At 61.4% G+C, this 13,860-nt stretch carries 16 protein-coding genes; 6 read left to right on the top strand and 10 right to left on the bottom strand.

Translation table 11 applies throughout. The features are described 5' to 3' along the window. Nucleotides 1-7 precede the first annotated feature (7 nt). Nucleotides 8-1,051, bottom strand: coding sequence for a UDP-N-acetylmuramate dehydrogenase (locus tag BDB13_RS11185; RefSeq protein ID WP_094274846.1), 1,044 nt, complete (start codon nt 1,049-1,051; stop codon nt 8-10). A 74-nt stretch (nt 1,052-1,125) separates the two neighbouring features. On the opposite strand from BDB13_RS11185, the gene BDB13_RS11180 reads away from it, so the two are divergent. Genes BDB13_RS11180 through BDB13_RS11170 form a run of 3 tightly spaced genes read left to right on the top strand, consistent with a single transcriptional unit; the run spans nt 1,126 to nt 2,979 of the window. After that, nucleotides 1,126-1,623, top strand: coding sequence for a DUF2505 domain-containing protein (locus BDB13_RS11180; protein WP_094271702.1), 498 nt, complete (start codon nt 1,126-1,128; stop codon nt 1,621-1,623). A gap of 60 nt (nt 1,624-1,683) precedes the next feature. Next, nucleotides 1,684-2,184: a DUF2505 domain-containing protein gene (locus tag BDB13_RS11175; RefSeq protein ID WP_094271701.1), complete on the top strand. Its 501-nt coding sequence runs from the start codon at nt 1,684-1,686 to the stop codon at nt 2,182-2,184. Nucleotides 2,185-2,190: 6 nt separating this feature from the next. Beyond that, entirely contained in the window at nt 2,191-2,979 is a 789-nt protein-coding gene (locus BDB13_RS11170) for an SAM-dependent methyltransferase (RefSeq protein WP_094271700.1), read from the top strand. 70 nt (nt 2,980-3,049) lie between these two features. Here the strand turns inward: BDB13_RS11170 and BDB13_RS11165 are convergent, their stop codons facing one another. Together BDB13_RS11165 and BDB13_RS11160 are read right to left on the bottom strand one after the other, a co-directional pair. Next, complete coding sequence (locus BDB13_RS11165; RefSeq protein WP_094271699.1) at nt 3,050-4,489, bottom strand: Ig-like domain-containing protein; 1,440 nt, start codon at nt 4,487-4,489, stop codon at nt 3,050-3,052. A 170-nt stretch (nt 4,490-4,659) separates the two neighbouring features. After that, the gene (locus BDB13_RS11160; protein ID WP_094271698.1) at nt 4,660-5,244 is read right to left on the bottom strand and encodes a type IV toxin-antitoxin system AbiEi family antitoxin domain-containing protein; all 585 of its coding nucleotides are present in this window, start codon (nt 5,242-5,244) and stop codon (nt 4,660-4,662) included. Between the two features lie 127 nt (nt 5,245-5,371). Here BDB13_RS11160 and BDB13_RS11155 point away from each other — a divergent pair, with 127 nt between their 5' ends. Continuing rightward, complete coding sequence (locus tag BDB13_RS11155) at nt 5,372-6,139, top strand: LmeA family phospholipid-binding protein (RefSeq protein ID WP_094271697.1); 768 nt, start codon at nt 5,372-5,374, stop codon at nt 6,137-6,139. Here the strand turns inward: BDB13_RS11155 and deoC are convergent. Next, complete coding sequence (gene deoC / locus BDB13_RS11150; protein ID WP_094271696.1) at nt 6,136-6,801, bottom strand: deoxyribose-phosphate aldolase; 666 nt, start codon at nt 6,799-6,801, stop codon at nt 6,136-6,138. The two genes, BDB13_RS11155 and deoC, sit on opposite strands and share 4 nt — an antisense overlap. 64 nt (nt 6,802-6,865) lie before the next feature. Between deoC and purU the strand changes: the two genes are divergently transcribed. Beyond that, entirely contained in the window at nt 6,866-7,753 is an 888-nt protein-coding gene (purU, locus tag BDB13_RS11145; RefSeq protein WP_094271695.1) for a formyltetrahydrofolate deformylase, read from the top strand. On the opposite strand, the gene BDB13_RS11140 is transcribed toward purU, so the two are convergent. From BDB13_RS11140 to BDB13_RS11115, 6 genes are all read right to left on the bottom strand, one after another. Beyond that, a complete protein-coding gene (locus BDB13_RS11140; RefSeq protein ID WP_094271694.1) occupies nt 7,750-8,781 on the bottom strand; it encodes an alpha/beta fold hydrolase in 1,032 nt (343 codons plus the stop codon). The genes purU and BDB13_RS11140 overlap by 4 nt on opposite strands. Before the next feature lie 49 nt (nt 8,782-8,830). Beyond that, on the bottom strand, nt 8,831-9,745 hold the full coding sequence (locus BDB13_RS11135; protein ID WP_094271693.1) for an AurF N-oxygenase family protein: 915 nt from the start codon (nt 9,743-9,745) through the stop codon (nt 8,831-8,833). A gap of 106 nt (nt 9,746-9,851) precedes the next feature. Beyond that, the gene (locus tag BDB13_RS11130; protein ID WP_094271692.1) at nt 9,852-10,145 is read right to left on the bottom strand and encodes a DUF2516 family protein; all 294 of its coding nucleotides are present in this window, start codon (nt 10,143-10,145) and stop codon (nt 9,852-9,854) included. A 94-nt stretch (nt 10,146-10,239) separates the two neighbouring features. Beyond that, a complete protein-coding gene (locus BDB13_RS11125; RefSeq protein ID WP_094271691.1) occupies nt 10,240-11,091 on the bottom strand; it encodes a heparin-binding hemagglutinin in 852 nt (283 codons plus the stop codon). 23 nt (nt 11,092-11,114) lie between these two features. Continuing rightward, complete coding sequence (locus BDB13_RS11120; protein ID WP_094271690.1) at nt 11,115-11,591, bottom strand: helix-turn-helix domain-containing protein; 477 nt, start codon at nt 11,589-11,591, stop codon at nt 11,115-11,117. Nucleotides 11,592-11,697: 106 nt separating this feature from the next. Then, entirely contained in the window at nt 11,698-12,969 is a 1,272-nt protein-coding gene (locus tag BDB13_RS11115) for a DUF445 domain-containing protein (protein WP_176459564.1), read from the bottom strand. A gap of 151 nt (nt 12,970-13,120) precedes the next feature. Between BDB13_RS11115 and BDB13_RS11110 the strand changes: the two genes are divergently transcribed. Continuing rightward, a complete protein-coding gene (locus BDB13_RS11110) occupies nt 13,121-13,855 on the top strand; it encodes a TetR/AcrR family transcriptional regulator (protein ID WP_094271688.1) in 735 nt (244 codons plus the stop codon). Nucleotides 13,856-13,860: the final 5 nt, after the last annotated feature.

The raw sequence follows: 13,860 nt of genomic DNA, 5'->3' as shown, positions 1-13,860 counted from the left end.
GCTCAGCTCAGATCCGGCAACCCACGGTTACCGGTTCCGGCTCCAGAAGCACGCCGAATGCAGCCTCGACCCCGTCCCGGACAGTTCGGGCGAGAGCAACGATGTCAGCGCACTTCGCATCGCCCCGGTTTGTCAGGGCCAGGGTGTGACGCGTCGACAATCGAGCGGGCGCATCCTCCCCCGGATATCCCTTCGAGAATCCGGCGCGCTCGATCAGCCAACCTGCCGACAACTTGGTTCCACCGACGCCCGGATACTGCGGAACTGCGACGTTCCCGAGCTTGCTGCTGATCGCGGCCAACACCGGCGGAAGTTGATCGTCGGAGACAACCGGATTGGTGAAGAAGGAACCAGCACTCCACGTGTCGTGATCGTAGGCGTCGAGAACCATCGCCTTACCCGAACGCAAGCCCAGAACAGCCGCACGGACCAGCGACGCAGGCACACGGTCACCTTCTTGCGCATCCAGAGCGGTGAACAGTTCCCGGTACGCCAGCGGCGCACTCAGCCCGTCCGGGGTCGTGTCGAATTCGACGGCCAGGACCAGCGCGGCATCCGAATGTTTCAGGACACTCGAGCGGTATCCCAGTTGAAGTGCAGCAGGTTCGACCCAGGACACCTCACCGCTGCGACGATCGAGCAACTGGACCCGGCGCAACTGCGATCCCACCTCGACGCCGTAAGCGCCGACATTCTGTACCGGCGTCGCCCCCGTCGAACCGGGGATTCCGGACAGAGCCTCGAGGCCACCCAATTCTGCGGCTACGGATTGACCGACAACCTCGTCCCACACCGCACCTGCCTCGGCAATCACGCGGTCGGTGTCGAGGGTCACCGTGGTGTTCGCCACACGGACCACGACGCCGTCGAATCCGTCGTCGGAAATCACCAGATTCGAGCCGCCCGCCAAGATCAGCGAAGGCACCCGCTCACGATCGAGCAGACGCACGACGTCGACGAGCGACTGCGTCGTCGGGCATTCCGCCAGCAGCCTCGCAGGTCCGCCGACTCGAAGCGTCGTCAATCCCGACAGGTCAATGTTCTCGGACACGAAAGCGCCGGAATCTACGACGCGTTGGCCAATGGTTACGTCCCACACATCGGTAAACGGTAGCCTCCACAATCGTGAGCCGTCGCATCGAGCATTCATCGAAGTACACCGTCCCTGCCGCCAAGGTCCATGAGGCGGTGACGTCCGAGCAGTACTGGCGTGACCGTGTCGCCGCTGTAGGAGGCCCCGGAGCAACCATTGACGAACTGACTGTCCGCGACGAAACCGTCGCCGTGACCATGTCTCAGGTCATTCCTGCCGAGCACTTGCCTTCCATGGTTTCCAACTTCATCAAGGGTGACGTCGTCATCAAGCGGAGCGAGACCCTCGCCCCGCTCAACGGAGACACCGCGACGGGAACCTTCTCGGCGCACATCGACGGCGTTCCCGTACGCGTCGAGGGCACTCAGGTGCTTACCAACGACGCCACCGGTTGCACGTTGACCGCCGACGGTGAGGTCGAGGTCAAGATCCCGATCATCGGCGGCAAGATCGAAAGCGCGATCGTCGAAGAAATTCTCCGTCTGATCGAGGGCGAGCAGAACTTCACCCGGGGGTGGATCACCGAATAGCAGGTTGCGGGCGGGGTACGTTTTTTCTGTAACAGCAGGTAGCCGGTATCGTTTTCGATCATGGCTCGCCGCATCGACTACTCCGCCCGCTACCAGCACTCCCCGGAACAGGTCTACGAAGCACTGACCGACCGCGGATACTGGGACGCTCGGGTCGAGGAGATGCGCAAGCATTCCGAAAATCGTGTGGAACATTTCGAGGTCACCGATTCCGGAATCGATCTCGTCCTGCACCATGTCCTGCCCCGCGCGGATCTGCCTGATCTCGCGCAGACCGTGATGCGAAACGATCTGGTCATCACTCGCCGAGAGTCGTACGGCGTGTTCGGTGAGATCGTCACCGGAACCTACGAGGCGTCCATTCCCGCCGGGCCGGGAAGCCTCACCGGAACCATGGAACTGTTCGGCACCGACACCGGCTGCACCTTGCGAACCTCCTCGGAAGCCAAGGTGTACATCCCGTTTCTCGGCGGCAAGTTGGAAGAGCTGATGCTCAACAATCTCGTCGATCTGTTCCGTACGGAAGCTCAGGTCACCGCGACCTGGCTCGCCGCCCGCTGACCCGCGGTGAAGACTGCTCCACCCTCGAAGCCCGAGGGTGTCATCACACGTGGAACTACCGGCATCAACCGTCTGCGCCGCAGCGACCGCTGGATCGTGCACAACACATCCGTGGGTCGTGCGCTGCGCCATGCTGCTGATCCACTGATCGTCGACCTCGGCTACGGCGCCCGCCCGGATACGACATTCGAGATGGCGGACCGCCTTACCGCAGTACGACGCGACCGCCGCGTGATCGGCCTCGAAATCGATCCGGCCCGCGTAGTGGCCGGCCGCGACGGTGTCAGCTTCGCGCGAGGTGGATTCGAATTGGCCGGGCTCTCACCGGTTTTTGTCCGCGCCTTCAACGTATTGCGTCAATACCCCGAAGACGCAGTGGAATCGGCATGGTCGCACATTCAATCCGGTCTGGCGCCCGGTGGCCTGATCCTCGACGGGACGTGCGACGAACTCGGGCGTCGCTGCGCCTGGGTACTTCTCGACGCTCATCGACCACTCACTCTGACCTTGGCGTGGGATCCTTTCGACATCGAGAAGCCCTCGGACATTGCAGAACGCTTGCCCAAGGCCCTTATTCACCGCAACGTACCGGGTGAGCCGATCCACGCACTCCTCACCGCGGCTGATCGCGCGTGGGCGACAGCTGCCCCCCACGCGTCTTTCGGCCCACGACACCGATGGGCTGCAGCTTTGGAAATTCTTCGTGCGCAAGGTATTCCGGTTCAGCCGGCCCGTCGGCGCCTCCGAGACTGCATCTTGACGGTGCCCTGGCATGTAGTGGCGCCCACCTCCTGACAGATAGACAGAGCGCCCCGCCTCCGGAGAATTTCCGGAGGTGGGGCGCTCATGTCAGTACTGCTTCGGGCTAGGACCCGAAGATGTTGCCCAGACTGCCGAGCGAGCCGGTCGAGCTACCGGCGCTGCCGGTGCCGCCGCCATTTGCTGCCGGGGCAACCTGCACGGAGATCGACTCGGTGGAGGCTGCAACGTTTCCGTTGCCGGAGAACTCAGCCTTGACGGTGCGCTGTCCCGCTACCGTGGGGGTCCAGTTCCGACTTGCCTTGCCGTTGGCCTCGACTTTTGCCGTACCGATGACCGTGTCGCCGTCCTTGAACGTGACTGTGCCACCGGCGTTGGCGGGATTGATCTGAGCCGAAATGGACTGTGCGACACCAACCTGGCCGTCGACTGCCGAAACGCTTGTCTTCGATTCGGTGATGTCCGCGGGCTTATCTGCCACAGTTGTGGCTGTACTGGTGCTCGAAGGCTTGACTCCGTCGCGGCCCGAGAACGAAGCGTCGATCGTCGGGCTTCCTGCCACCGCCGGAACCCAAGCGTAGGTGGCTTCGCCGTTTCCATTGACCGGCACGTCGGCAAGGGTCGTGCTGCCGATCTTGAAGGTGACCGTTCCGCCGGCAGCCTTCGGTGAAACCGTTGCCTTCAGTGTGGTCGACTTACCGACCTGAGCTCCAGAAATTCCGGCGAGGGTCGTGGTGGACGACGCATCAGCCTGCGTCACATTCATGTTCTGGGCTGCGGACTGTGAGCCCACCGCCTTTGTGGTGTCGGCAAACTTCGCGGAGATGGACGCGGCGCCCTGAGTCGTCGGTGTCCAGGCGTAGGTTGCAACACCGCTGTTGAGCGTGCCGCTACCAATCTTGTTGCCGGCGTCGAAGAAATCGACCGGATCACCGTTGGCGCCGCCGGTAACCGTCGCGCTCAATGTGGTCGGTTCGCCAACCTGCGCGCCACCGATCGGAGCGAGAGTCGTCGATGACACGTTCTTCGCAACAGTGATCGACGGACCGCGGTTACTTGTGGCGTCGTTTACCCCGCCCGAACCGTTGAAATGCACCGTCGACGCCAACGCAGTCTCACGCGCACAATTCGCAGCTACCTCAAACGCGAACTCCACTGTTACTGACTGGTTGTCATACAGTCCCCACCCACCGACCGGCGACTTCACCTTGGCGAAGCCCGGCCCCTTGTCATTCAGCGCATAAGGCTTTCCATTCACCTTCGCGGAATCGTCGACGTACACCAGACACGGATCCTGAACGTCCTTCACCTCGTAGAGGTAGTTGACAACCCACGACGTCCGCGTCAGCGTCGTCGTCGAAACAATCCGCTCGCCTTCAGACGGCGTTCCGTTGCTGATGGTGCGAGCGATCTTGTAACCATTCGAATCGAACTCGGAGACCACCGGAGCCGCATTCGCAACACCCAGACCAACCACCGCAAACCCGGCAGCAACTGCAAAAGCACTCACACCACTGACAACACGACGTACAGAACTAGCCGACATAAAAAGACGTTCCCTCTCGACAACACACAAGACAACACACAAATGGACGCCCACAACGGACGTCCATTCTTCCGATTTGTAAATATTGTCCCATGCCTGAAAGTTAGCTGGACCTCACCCATCCTGATCGTGAAGGATTTCGATCGCTGAGCGAACAAAATCCTTCAGGATCAGAGCGACCGATTGGCTACCAGCGCCAACTCGACCCTCACAGCGACGTCGATGGCCGCGTTCTCGCAGGACAGATAGAGCTCGCGGGCATCCAGTCGACCGATGGCAAGACCGTCGGAGACCACCTCGTCGAGCAACTCTTGAGAGATCCCACCCGCAGCGAGATCGAGAACGGTGCGCACGGGTGTCGTAATACGAATGGGTCCAATCTGCTCGCACTCGGATTCAGTGAGAATGCACCGGTGCAGGGCCAATTGCCGTACCGGAGCCGTGATTGGCATTTCTGTCGAGAAATGGAGGAATCGCGGCTGTAAATGGCCAAGTCCGTGGAGTTCTGCTGCGCTGTAATGCGAGACGGTTGCCCGGCCGGCAAACCAGGTACACCATTTTGCAAACTCGTCGAGTGCTGTATGCCTGACCGAATCCAAGCGGAAGAGGCCCGGGCAATCCGAAATCCAAGTACCCGATTCCAGGAGAGAATTCACGTCGCCCGCTGTCAGCCCCAAGGCCGATGCCTGATCTGTCGCGACAAATCCGCATTGCCGCAGCGCTAACTGCTCGAGTGCTTCGTAATCGGGAGCCATGACTACCTCCGAAGACCGTCGACGACGCTTCCCGCCAGACTACGTCAGCGTGTGTTCCGGATCACAGCATTGAACAAATGCGTGTATTCACAGAGTTCATTCAGACTCGTCGGGAAGAATCCCTGAGATGACTGTCGCAGCGAACAACGCACCCCCGCGCAATCGTGTGCTCATCGTCCTGCTCGTCGTGATCGCTGTGCTCGTGGCAGCGCTCGTCGGCGGCGAACTGTACGTGCGCAATCAAGTCAAGACCTGCATGGCGGACCAGTTTCAGAGCGAACTCGGCTCTCAGGTCGACGTCGGGCTGAGCTGGAAGCCGGTACTTCTTCAGGCCGTCGACAAGAAGGTCCCGTACATCAGTATCGACAGCGACGATTCGTCGTTCGGGCCGGCGTCCGGAATGCAGGTTCACGCCAAGGTCAACGACATCGACCTACAACCGTCGGCCGGGAACAGCGGAACGATCGGCAGTTCCACCGCCGACGTCACGTGGTCCACTGCCGGGATCCTGACCACGTTGCAGCAGCAGGCCTTCGGCGGTCTGGTCACCGGCGTGACGACGGATTCTGCCGCCGGAACCTTGTCCTTCGACGTCGGCCCGGCCGGCCTCGCCAAGCTGACGGTCAAGCCGACGGTCACCGACGGAGTTGTCGACGTCAAAACCGTGGGCGCCGAAGTCCTGGGCTTCGGACTTCCCACCGATCTGGTCGACGGCGTTGTCCAGACATTGACCGACAGCCTGCAGACCTACCCGCTGGGAATGCAGCCCACCAAGCTCACCGTCACGGACAGTGCGATCCAGATTTCACTGGAGGGCGGCGCCTACGCAATGCCCGTCGCCAACGGAACGCAGAATGCATCGGCCGTCCCCGACAGCTGTGGAATCCTGACTTAGTCAGTCAGACCGTCGAGCACAGCGCGGGTTCCCGAAAGCCCGAGTCGGGTGGCTCCCGCAGCAATCATGTCGAGTGCAGCCTGCGTCGTACGGATTCCGCCGCTGGCTTTGACTCCCACGGCGGGTCCGACGGTCTTGGCCATCAACGCCACGGCTTCCACCGTTGCACCACCGGCGGGGTGGAAGCCGGTGGAAGTTTTTACGAAGTTGGCACCCGCATGCACTGCGGCACGGCAGCATTCGACGATCGCTTCATCGGACAATGCTGCGGTTTCGAGAATCACCTTCAGCACGGCAGTCTCGCCCATGGCTTCGCGCACAGTCAGAATATCGGCCAGCACCGCGTTGTAGTCGCCGGCGATTGCCGCTCCGATGTCGATGACCATGTCGATTTCGCGAGCACCTTGATCAACGGCCAAACGAGCTTCGGCGCCCTTCACCAACGAATGATGTTTGCCGGACGGAAATCCCACCACAGCGGCGGTCACCAAACCTTCGGCGCGGATGGGGAGCATCGACGGCGAAACACACACCGCGAGCACGCCCAGTTCCTGTGCCTCGGAGATCAGGGCGTTCACGTCGGCAGCTGTGGCTTCGGGTTTGAGCAGGGTGTGGTCGACCATCGCGGCAACCTGGGAACGAGTGAGCGCAGCTTGAGCCATGAAAGAAAGCTTGGCACATGACCACGCGTCGGGCGCCACCGCGACACCTGAGAGACTAAGCCTCATGACCGCTGCCTCGTTGACAGATGATCGACGCTACGTTCTCTCCCTCGGCTGCCCCGATACGACTGGCATCGTCGCGCGCATCTCGACCTTCCTCACCGAGGTTGGCGGGTGGATCGTCGAAGCGGCGTATCACGCTGACGCAGACACCGGATGGTTCTTCACACGTCAGGCGGTTCGTGCGTCGTCGATCAGCATCAGCATCGAGGAACTGCGTGAGCGTTTCGCCGCTGTTGCAGCCGAGATCGGCCCCGAAACCGAGTGGACACTGCACGATTCCGCGGCACCCAAGAAGATCGTGCTCCTGGTGAGCAAGGAAGGCCATTGCCTCCACGATCTGCTCGGTCGCGCTGCGGGCGGAGAACTTCCCGCTGAAATCAGCGCGGTCATCGGCAATCACGAGGACCTCCGTAGCGTCACCGAACGCCACGGAATCGACTTCCACTACGTGCCGTTTCCCAAGGATCCGGCGCAGCGTGGACCGGCATTCGAGCAGGTTCGCAGCCTTGTCGACGCCCATGATCCCGACGCTGTTGTCCTGGCCCGCTTCATGCAGGTGCTGCCGGAGTCACTGTGCGAGCACTGGTCGGGCCGCGCAATCAACATTCATCACAGCTTCTTGCCGTCGTTCATCGGTGCGCGTCCGTACCACCAGGCGTTTGCCCGGGGTGTGAAGTTGATCGGCGCTACCTGCCACTACGTGACTGCAGAACTGGATGCCGGTCCGATCATCGAGCAGGACGTGATCCGAGTGGACCATGCCGACGTCGCCGCCGACATGGTCCGACAGGGTCGCGATATCGAAAAGCTGGTTCTCTCACGCGGTTTGCGGTGGCACCTCGAGGATCGTGTGCTGGTACACGGACGCAAAACCGTCGTCTTCAGCTAGAGATTGCGCAACCGCACTATCTCCCGGTTAAATTCGTCGAGGCTCTCGATGGACGTCATGTGCCCGACGCCCGGCAACACGATCAACTGTTCGAGGTTGCCGGCGTCTTCGAGAACCTGAGCGAGCTTGCGCGCGTGCACCGGTGGGGTGAGTCGGTCCAGTGATCCGACCATCACTGTGGTCGGTACATCGAGGTTATCGAGCCCCTCATGGATGTCGAGACCGCTGAGCGCAGCTCCCCAGCCGCCGCGGACGCGGGGCTTGCATTCACGAACGATGTTCTCGCAGAACGCAACTTCAGCTCTGGTGGCGTTGGGTGACATCGAGATGTACTGGAACGCCTTGGTCATCGCGCCCGAGGACACCAGTGGTATCGGTGTGCTGAGAATTGCACGGCCTACCGGAACCGGTACCCGCGGAAAGCGATTCGGCAGTGGGATGACGGTGGTTTCGGCGATGAGGCGATCACTGGCCGTGCTGGCGAGCATGACGGCCGAAGCGTATTTCTTGACTTCGTCAGGATGCTTGCCGGCCCACGCGATGATGCTCATGCCGCCCATACTGTGCCCGACGATGACGGCCTTCTTGCCCTCTCGGACGGTGGCCGCCAAGACTGCGGAGAGATCGTCTGCAAGTACGTCTGATCCCAGGGGAAGGGTGCCGACGGTGCTGCGTCCGTGACCGCGCTGATCGTAGGTGATGACGCGGTACTCGCCGGCGAGGGCGTTGACCTGCGGGTACCAGAATCCGGTGGAGCAGGTCAAGCCGTGGCTCAGAACTATCGGGTCACCGTCGGCGGGGCCGTACTCGCGAATGTTGATGATCGCACCGTCGTCGGTGGTCAGTTCGCTGATGTCGGCCTTGAACGTCGGGGTCTGCAGGAGCGCATTGGGTTCGACGTCGGCGACAAGCGTCAGCCCCCGGGTGGAACGCCGATGGCGAAGACCGGCAACTGCCGCTACAGCGGCACCCACTCCGACTGCTCCGGCCAATACCCGGAGGGTGGTAGTACGCGAACTGCTGGACATGCATTTACCCCTGACTGCTTCTGGAAGAGTTAGATACGGATGTTGCGTGTCAGATGATGTGCGCGCGGCGCAACAATATCTTGGACGGGCCGCCGATGAGGCCGACCTCGGTGAGAAATTCGACCGTATTCCCGCATCCTCGACGCACCATGTCGTGGTAGTGGACATTGTTCTTTGCGGCTTTTTCAGCCGCGTCGGCGTCGAGTCCGGCTGCGGCGTACACGTTTTTGTTCACGAGGCTGGTGACCACGAAGTACGCCGTGATGGCGAGCACGAGGCGGATACGTGCTCGCTGGAACCTTGTGGCGTGAGCTACGCGTCGGACGGTTTCTTCGCGCGCAAACCTGATGTGGCGGGCTTCTTCGACTACGTGAATTTTGCTGACGGTTCGGGTGAGTGGCTGAACTCGCTTGTCTCGCATGAAGTCGCGTTGCATCATGTCGAGGATTTCTTCGGCGAAGAGTGTTCCGCCGTACGCCAATGATCCTGTGGCCGTTGCTTTGAAGGGTCGTGATGCGGTGCGGATCCAGGCCTTGGGTCGGTAGGACGGGACACCGAATTTTGCGGCTGAGCGGGCGAACATCGTGGAGTGGCGGCATTCGTCGGCAATTTCGGTGAGCGCGAATTGCACATGTGGCGTGGACGGATCGTGAAAGTAGATGTCGCGGATTAGCATCTGTATGAGGATCATCTCGAACCAGATGCCCGTGCCGGCGATGCTCGCTGCTTCGTGGATTGTGAGGGTGATGCGTTGTTGCTGCGTCATCTCGTCCCACATCGGTGTGCCGTAGAGGCTGCACCATTCGGGGGTCATTCCGTAGAGGTCGTCCGGGATGGGAGCTTCCCAGTCGATTTCGATCAGCGGGTCATAGGATGTGCGGGCTGCCGAGGCGAGAAGCCGCGACGCTGTTTCCTGGCGGTCACCAGCCCGTGTCAAACGGGACTTCTCTTGTTCTACAGACATCGCAGTTCACTCCCCACGAAGGCTGGCAATCTATATGTGACTGCCGTTAACCCACAATAGCACCGCACACATCACCACGGTCAGGGTTGAACGAAGAAAACGTGCGCTACCAGCGCGATCCGCGCTGGATGTCGTCCACGCGCGGACGAACGTCAACGAGGTACACGCACACTGCGACTACCGCGATGATGCCCAGCATCTGCACCGGACCGAATGCCAGCAGAACCAACCCCGACACAACAAGAATTCCCAGCCAGATCGGCTTGGTCAGCTTGTTGACCGCGGTAAATGCGTCCGGACGCTGCCGAACGGCATGCACGATCGCGAAGACAGCACCGGCTAACGCCAGTACTCTCAGTACAAGAAAGATCAGGCCGATAATGCCATCCACAGCTATCACAACTACATCCTAGTTTCAGTTCCGCACGTCTACGACCAGAAGGCTCCCACGCCCGAGAGCGCAGGAGCCTTCACGCTGACCAACTCAGCTGAAATTAAGCCTTCTTGGTCGGTGCAGCAGCCTTGGCCGGTGCGGCCTTGGTCGGTGCAGCAGCCTTGGCCGGAGCGGCCTTGGCCGGAGCAGCAGCAGCCTTGGCGGGCGCGGCAGCCGGAGCAGCAGCGGCAGCCGGAGCAGCCTTCTTGGCGGCAGCGGTAGCGCGTTCCTGAACGTCGGCCGCAGCAGCGGTTACGCGGGCAGCAGCTTCCTTGGAAGCCTCGTCTGCCTGCTCACCGAGGTCGAGAACCTTGAGTGCAGCTTCGTCGCCGGCGTCGGCAATCTTCTCGCCGACCTCTTCTGCGGTGTCGGAGATGCGTCCGGCGGTGCGGCCGGCCAGCTTGGCAGCCTGCTCGCCCACGGCGCGGGTCTGACGCGCAACGGTGCCGAGTGCATCTTCGGTCAGTTCGACGACGTCACCGAGTGCGGATTCTGCAGCGGCGATGCCTTCTTCGACGGCCGGCTGCTTGCGGATGCGCTCGACTGCATCTTCGCCGCGCTCGGCGAGGGAGTTGTACAGATCGCCGGCAACCTTGAGGTATGCCTCGGCGACCTTGCGGAGCTCTTCGGGTGCAAACTTCTCGCGCAGCTCGGCGAGCTCCTCGGGCAGCTCGGCCGGCAGGCCGGCGAGACGCTCACGAAGTGCCTCAACGCTTTCCGCGACGTCACCCTGTACTGCAGCGAACTTTTCGCGGGCACCGTCGACGCGGCCGGTGACCTCGTCCTGACGGGTCTCGGCGCGCTCACGAACCTGTGCGACGACGTCGGCAACAGCCTGGACGACGAGGTCGCCGGCGCCGACTGCGGCGAAGAGCGAGGTCTTGACGTTGTCGATGGTGGTCTTGTCAGTCATGGTGTTCTCCTTGTGAAAGTTCTTTAGTCCGGAGTTGTGGTCTGGGCTGCTGCTGCTGCATCGGCGGCGGGCCGCGTCGAATCGTTCTCCCGACAGAACGAGTCGTAAATCTCGAGCAGTACTTGCTTCTGTCGCTCGTTGATGGCGGTATCGGCAATGACCGCGTCACGGATCGGACTGTGTGGCCGTTGCTCGAGGTACCCGGCTTGGACGTAGAGGACTTCCGAAGACACTCGGAGTCCTTTTGCGATTTGCGCGAGTACGTCGGCGGACGGTTTCCGTAGTCCTCGTTCGATCTGACTGAGGTACGGATTGCTTACACCGGCGAGCTGCGCGAGTTGGCGCATCGATACTTGCGCGGCTTCTCGTTGTGCACGAATAAACCCCCCGATATCGTGTGCCGCAGAGCTGACGACGCGTGCTGCCAAGTCGCTGGCTCCGGCTGCGGCACCGGATGATTCACGTTCTCCGTCATCGGAGTTCGTCGACTTCGCTGGCATTGCGTCCTCCCTTTCCAGTGGACATTTCCCACCATAGGAGAGGGTGCTAACTATTGCAAGCACTACTGCTAGCACTCGTGGTGGACATCACACGCGCGCCCAGAACTCAGCCGAAAATGAGCGTCGAGAACGTATAGATGAACAGACCCGCAATCGATCCGACGACAGTGCCGTTGATGCGAATGAACTGGAGATCACGGCCGACCTGCAGTTCGATCTTCTCGCTGGCCTCCTCCGCATCCCACCGTTCGACGGTGTCACTGATGACGCCGGTGATCTCGTCGGTGTAGTTCTCCGCGATGTACGTCGTTCCGGCAGCAAGCCAGCCGTCGACCTTGCTCCGCATCGAATCGTCGTCGCGCAGACGCACACCCAGTCCGGCGACGTTCTCGGCGACCTTGGTTCGCAAGGTGCTGTTGGGGTCGTCCACCGATTCCATGATCAAACGCTTGGCCACCTGCCACGTCGCCGACGCCAGACCGGTGACTTCCTCGCGGCCCATGATCTCGGCCTTGATTCCCTCGGCCTTCTTGATCGTCTCGGGATCGTTCTGCAGATCGTCCGCAAAATCGATCAGGAACCGGTTGGCCGCAAGCCGCACCTCATGCTCCGGGTTGGCCCGCACCTTCCACGTGAACTCGACCAATTCCTTGTAGATCTTCTCGCCGAGCATCGCGTCGACGAACTTCGGCGACCACGCCGGCGAGTCACGCAGGATCACCCGGTCGATCGTTTCCTGACTACCGAGCGCCCATTGGTGTGCGCGCTCGGCCAGCAATTCGATGATCGGCAACTGCTTGTTGTCCTTGAGAAGCTCGCCGAGAACCCGCCCGATAGGCGGTCCCCACATCGGTTCGGCCAGCCGTTTGACGATGGTGTTGTCGATGACCTGCGCAATATCCTCGTCGCGCAGTACCTCCACCAGGCCGCGCAGGATCGTCGACGTCTCCGCCGCAATCCGGGCGGCATTCTCCGGCTCGGCCATCCACGTGCCCAAGCGCAGCGGAATCTGAGCCTGCTTCACTTTCGCGGACACGACGTCCGGCGCCAGGAAATTCTGGCCGACAAATGAACTCAAACTGGCCCCGAGCTGGTCCTTCTTACGTTTGATGATCGCGGTATGTGGGATCGGGATGCCCATCGGATGGCGGAACAGCGCCGTGACGGCAAACCAGTCGGCCAACGCGCCGACCATGCCGGCCTCCGACGCGGACCGCACGTATCCGACCCACGCTCCGGCCCCGCGAGATTCCTGCCAACGACAGAACAGATAGACCACCGTCGCGAAAACGAGGAGCCCGGTGGCAAAAAATTTCATCTTCCGAAGGTCTCGACGCTTGGCTTGATCGTCGAAGGCGGAGAGGCTCAGTTGCTGCACCCTTGCCATTGTGCCGAAAGATTGTGGCGAGAGGCGTACGTGAGCCCGATCCAACCGCACAGGTGCGTGCCCGGGGAAAACATGCGGACACTAAGCTGAAAGGGAATGTAGACCGCTCGGACGTGGTATCACCACAGATATGAGAAGACTCGTGGCCAAGAACACTGTGCAGGACAATGAGCAGGTAGACGGCACAGTCGTTGCTGATGCAAAGCCCGAGAAGTCCGACGGTCGTAAGCGGCGCTGGCGTGAGCACAAGATCGCGCGTCGCGAAGAGCTTGTCGACGGCACCATCGCCGCGATCCGGGCACGCGGCCGCGATATCGGCATGGACGAGATCGCGTCCGAAATCGGCGTCTCCAAGACCGTTCTCTACCGCTACTTCGCAGACAAGAGTGACCTGACGACGGCCACGATGATGCGGTACGTCGAGACCATTCTCGCGCCGCGCATCTACCAGGCCATCAGCGACGAACTCGACGATTTCGAACTCACCCACGCCACAATTACTGCGTACGTCGAGACCGTGGCGTCGGATCCGTCGATTTATCTCTACGTGATGGCCAGCGGCGCCGGCGCCAATCGCGACGTGGTTGCCGAGTCGGAGCGGATGATCGCCGAACTGCTGTCCACCGTGCTGGGCAATCGCCTCCGCGAGATGGAAATGGATTCCGGCGGGTCGCTTCCGTGGGCCTACGGCATTGTCGGTGGCATCCAGTTGGCGACGCACTGGTGGATTTCCAACAAGTCGATGTCCGCTGAATCGTTGATCGACTACCTGACGATGATGACGTGGGGCGGCATTACCGGCATCGCGGCGGTCAAGGGTTCCCCGGTCAAGTTCAAGTCGATGCCACATCCGTTGACGGTTCCCGAGAACGACTGACCAAA

Source organism: Rhodococcus sp. OK302 (assembly GCF_002245895.1).
Lineage (GTDB): Bacteria > Actinomycetota > Actinomycetes > Mycobacteriales > Mycobacteriaceae > Rhodococcus_F.
This window is presented reverse-complemented; position numbering and strand designations above follow the sequence as displayed.

Bases quoted from the DNA above. Each gene is read 5' to 3' on its own strand.
- BDB13_RS11175 (WP_094271701.1), top strand. From the start codon at position 1,684: ATGGCTCGCCGCATCGACTACTCCGCCCGCTACCAGCACTCCCCGGAA.
- BDB13_RS11165 (WP_094271699.1), bottom strand. From the start codon at position 4,489: ATGTCGGCTAGTTCTGTACGTCGTGTTGTCAGTGGTGTGAGTGCTTTT.
- BDB13_RS11160 (WP_094271698.1), bottom strand. From the start codon at position 5,244: ATGGCTCCCGATTACGAAGCACTCGAGCAGTTAGCGCTGCGGCAATGC.
- BDB13_RS11155 (WP_094271697.1), top strand. From the start codon at position 5,372: ATGACTGTCGCAGCGAACAACGCACCCCCGCGCAATCGTGTGCTCATC.
- deoC (WP_094271696.1), bottom strand. From the start codon at position 6,801: ATGGCTCAAGCTGCGCTCACTCGTTCCCAGGTTGCCGCGATGGTCGAC.
- purU (WP_094271695.1), top strand. From the start codon at position 6,866: ATGACCGCTGCCTCGTTGACAGATGATCGACGCTACGTTCTCTCCCTC.
- BDB13_RS11140 (WP_094271694.1), bottom strand. From the start codon at position 8,781: ATGTCCAGCAGTTCGCGTACTACCACCCTCCGGGTATTGGCCGGAGCA.
- BDB13_RS11135 (WP_094271693.1), bottom strand. From the start codon at position 9,745: ATGTCTGTAGAACAAGAGAAGTCCCGTTTGACACGGGCTGGTGACCGC.
- BDB13_RS11125 (WP_094271691.1), bottom strand. From the start codon at position 11,091: ATGACTGACAAGACCACCATCGACAACGTCAAGACCTCGCTCTTCGCC.
- BDB13_RS11120 (WP_094271690.1), bottom strand. From the start codon at position 11,591: ATGCCAGCGAAGTCGACGAACTCCGATGACGGAGAACGTGAATCATCC.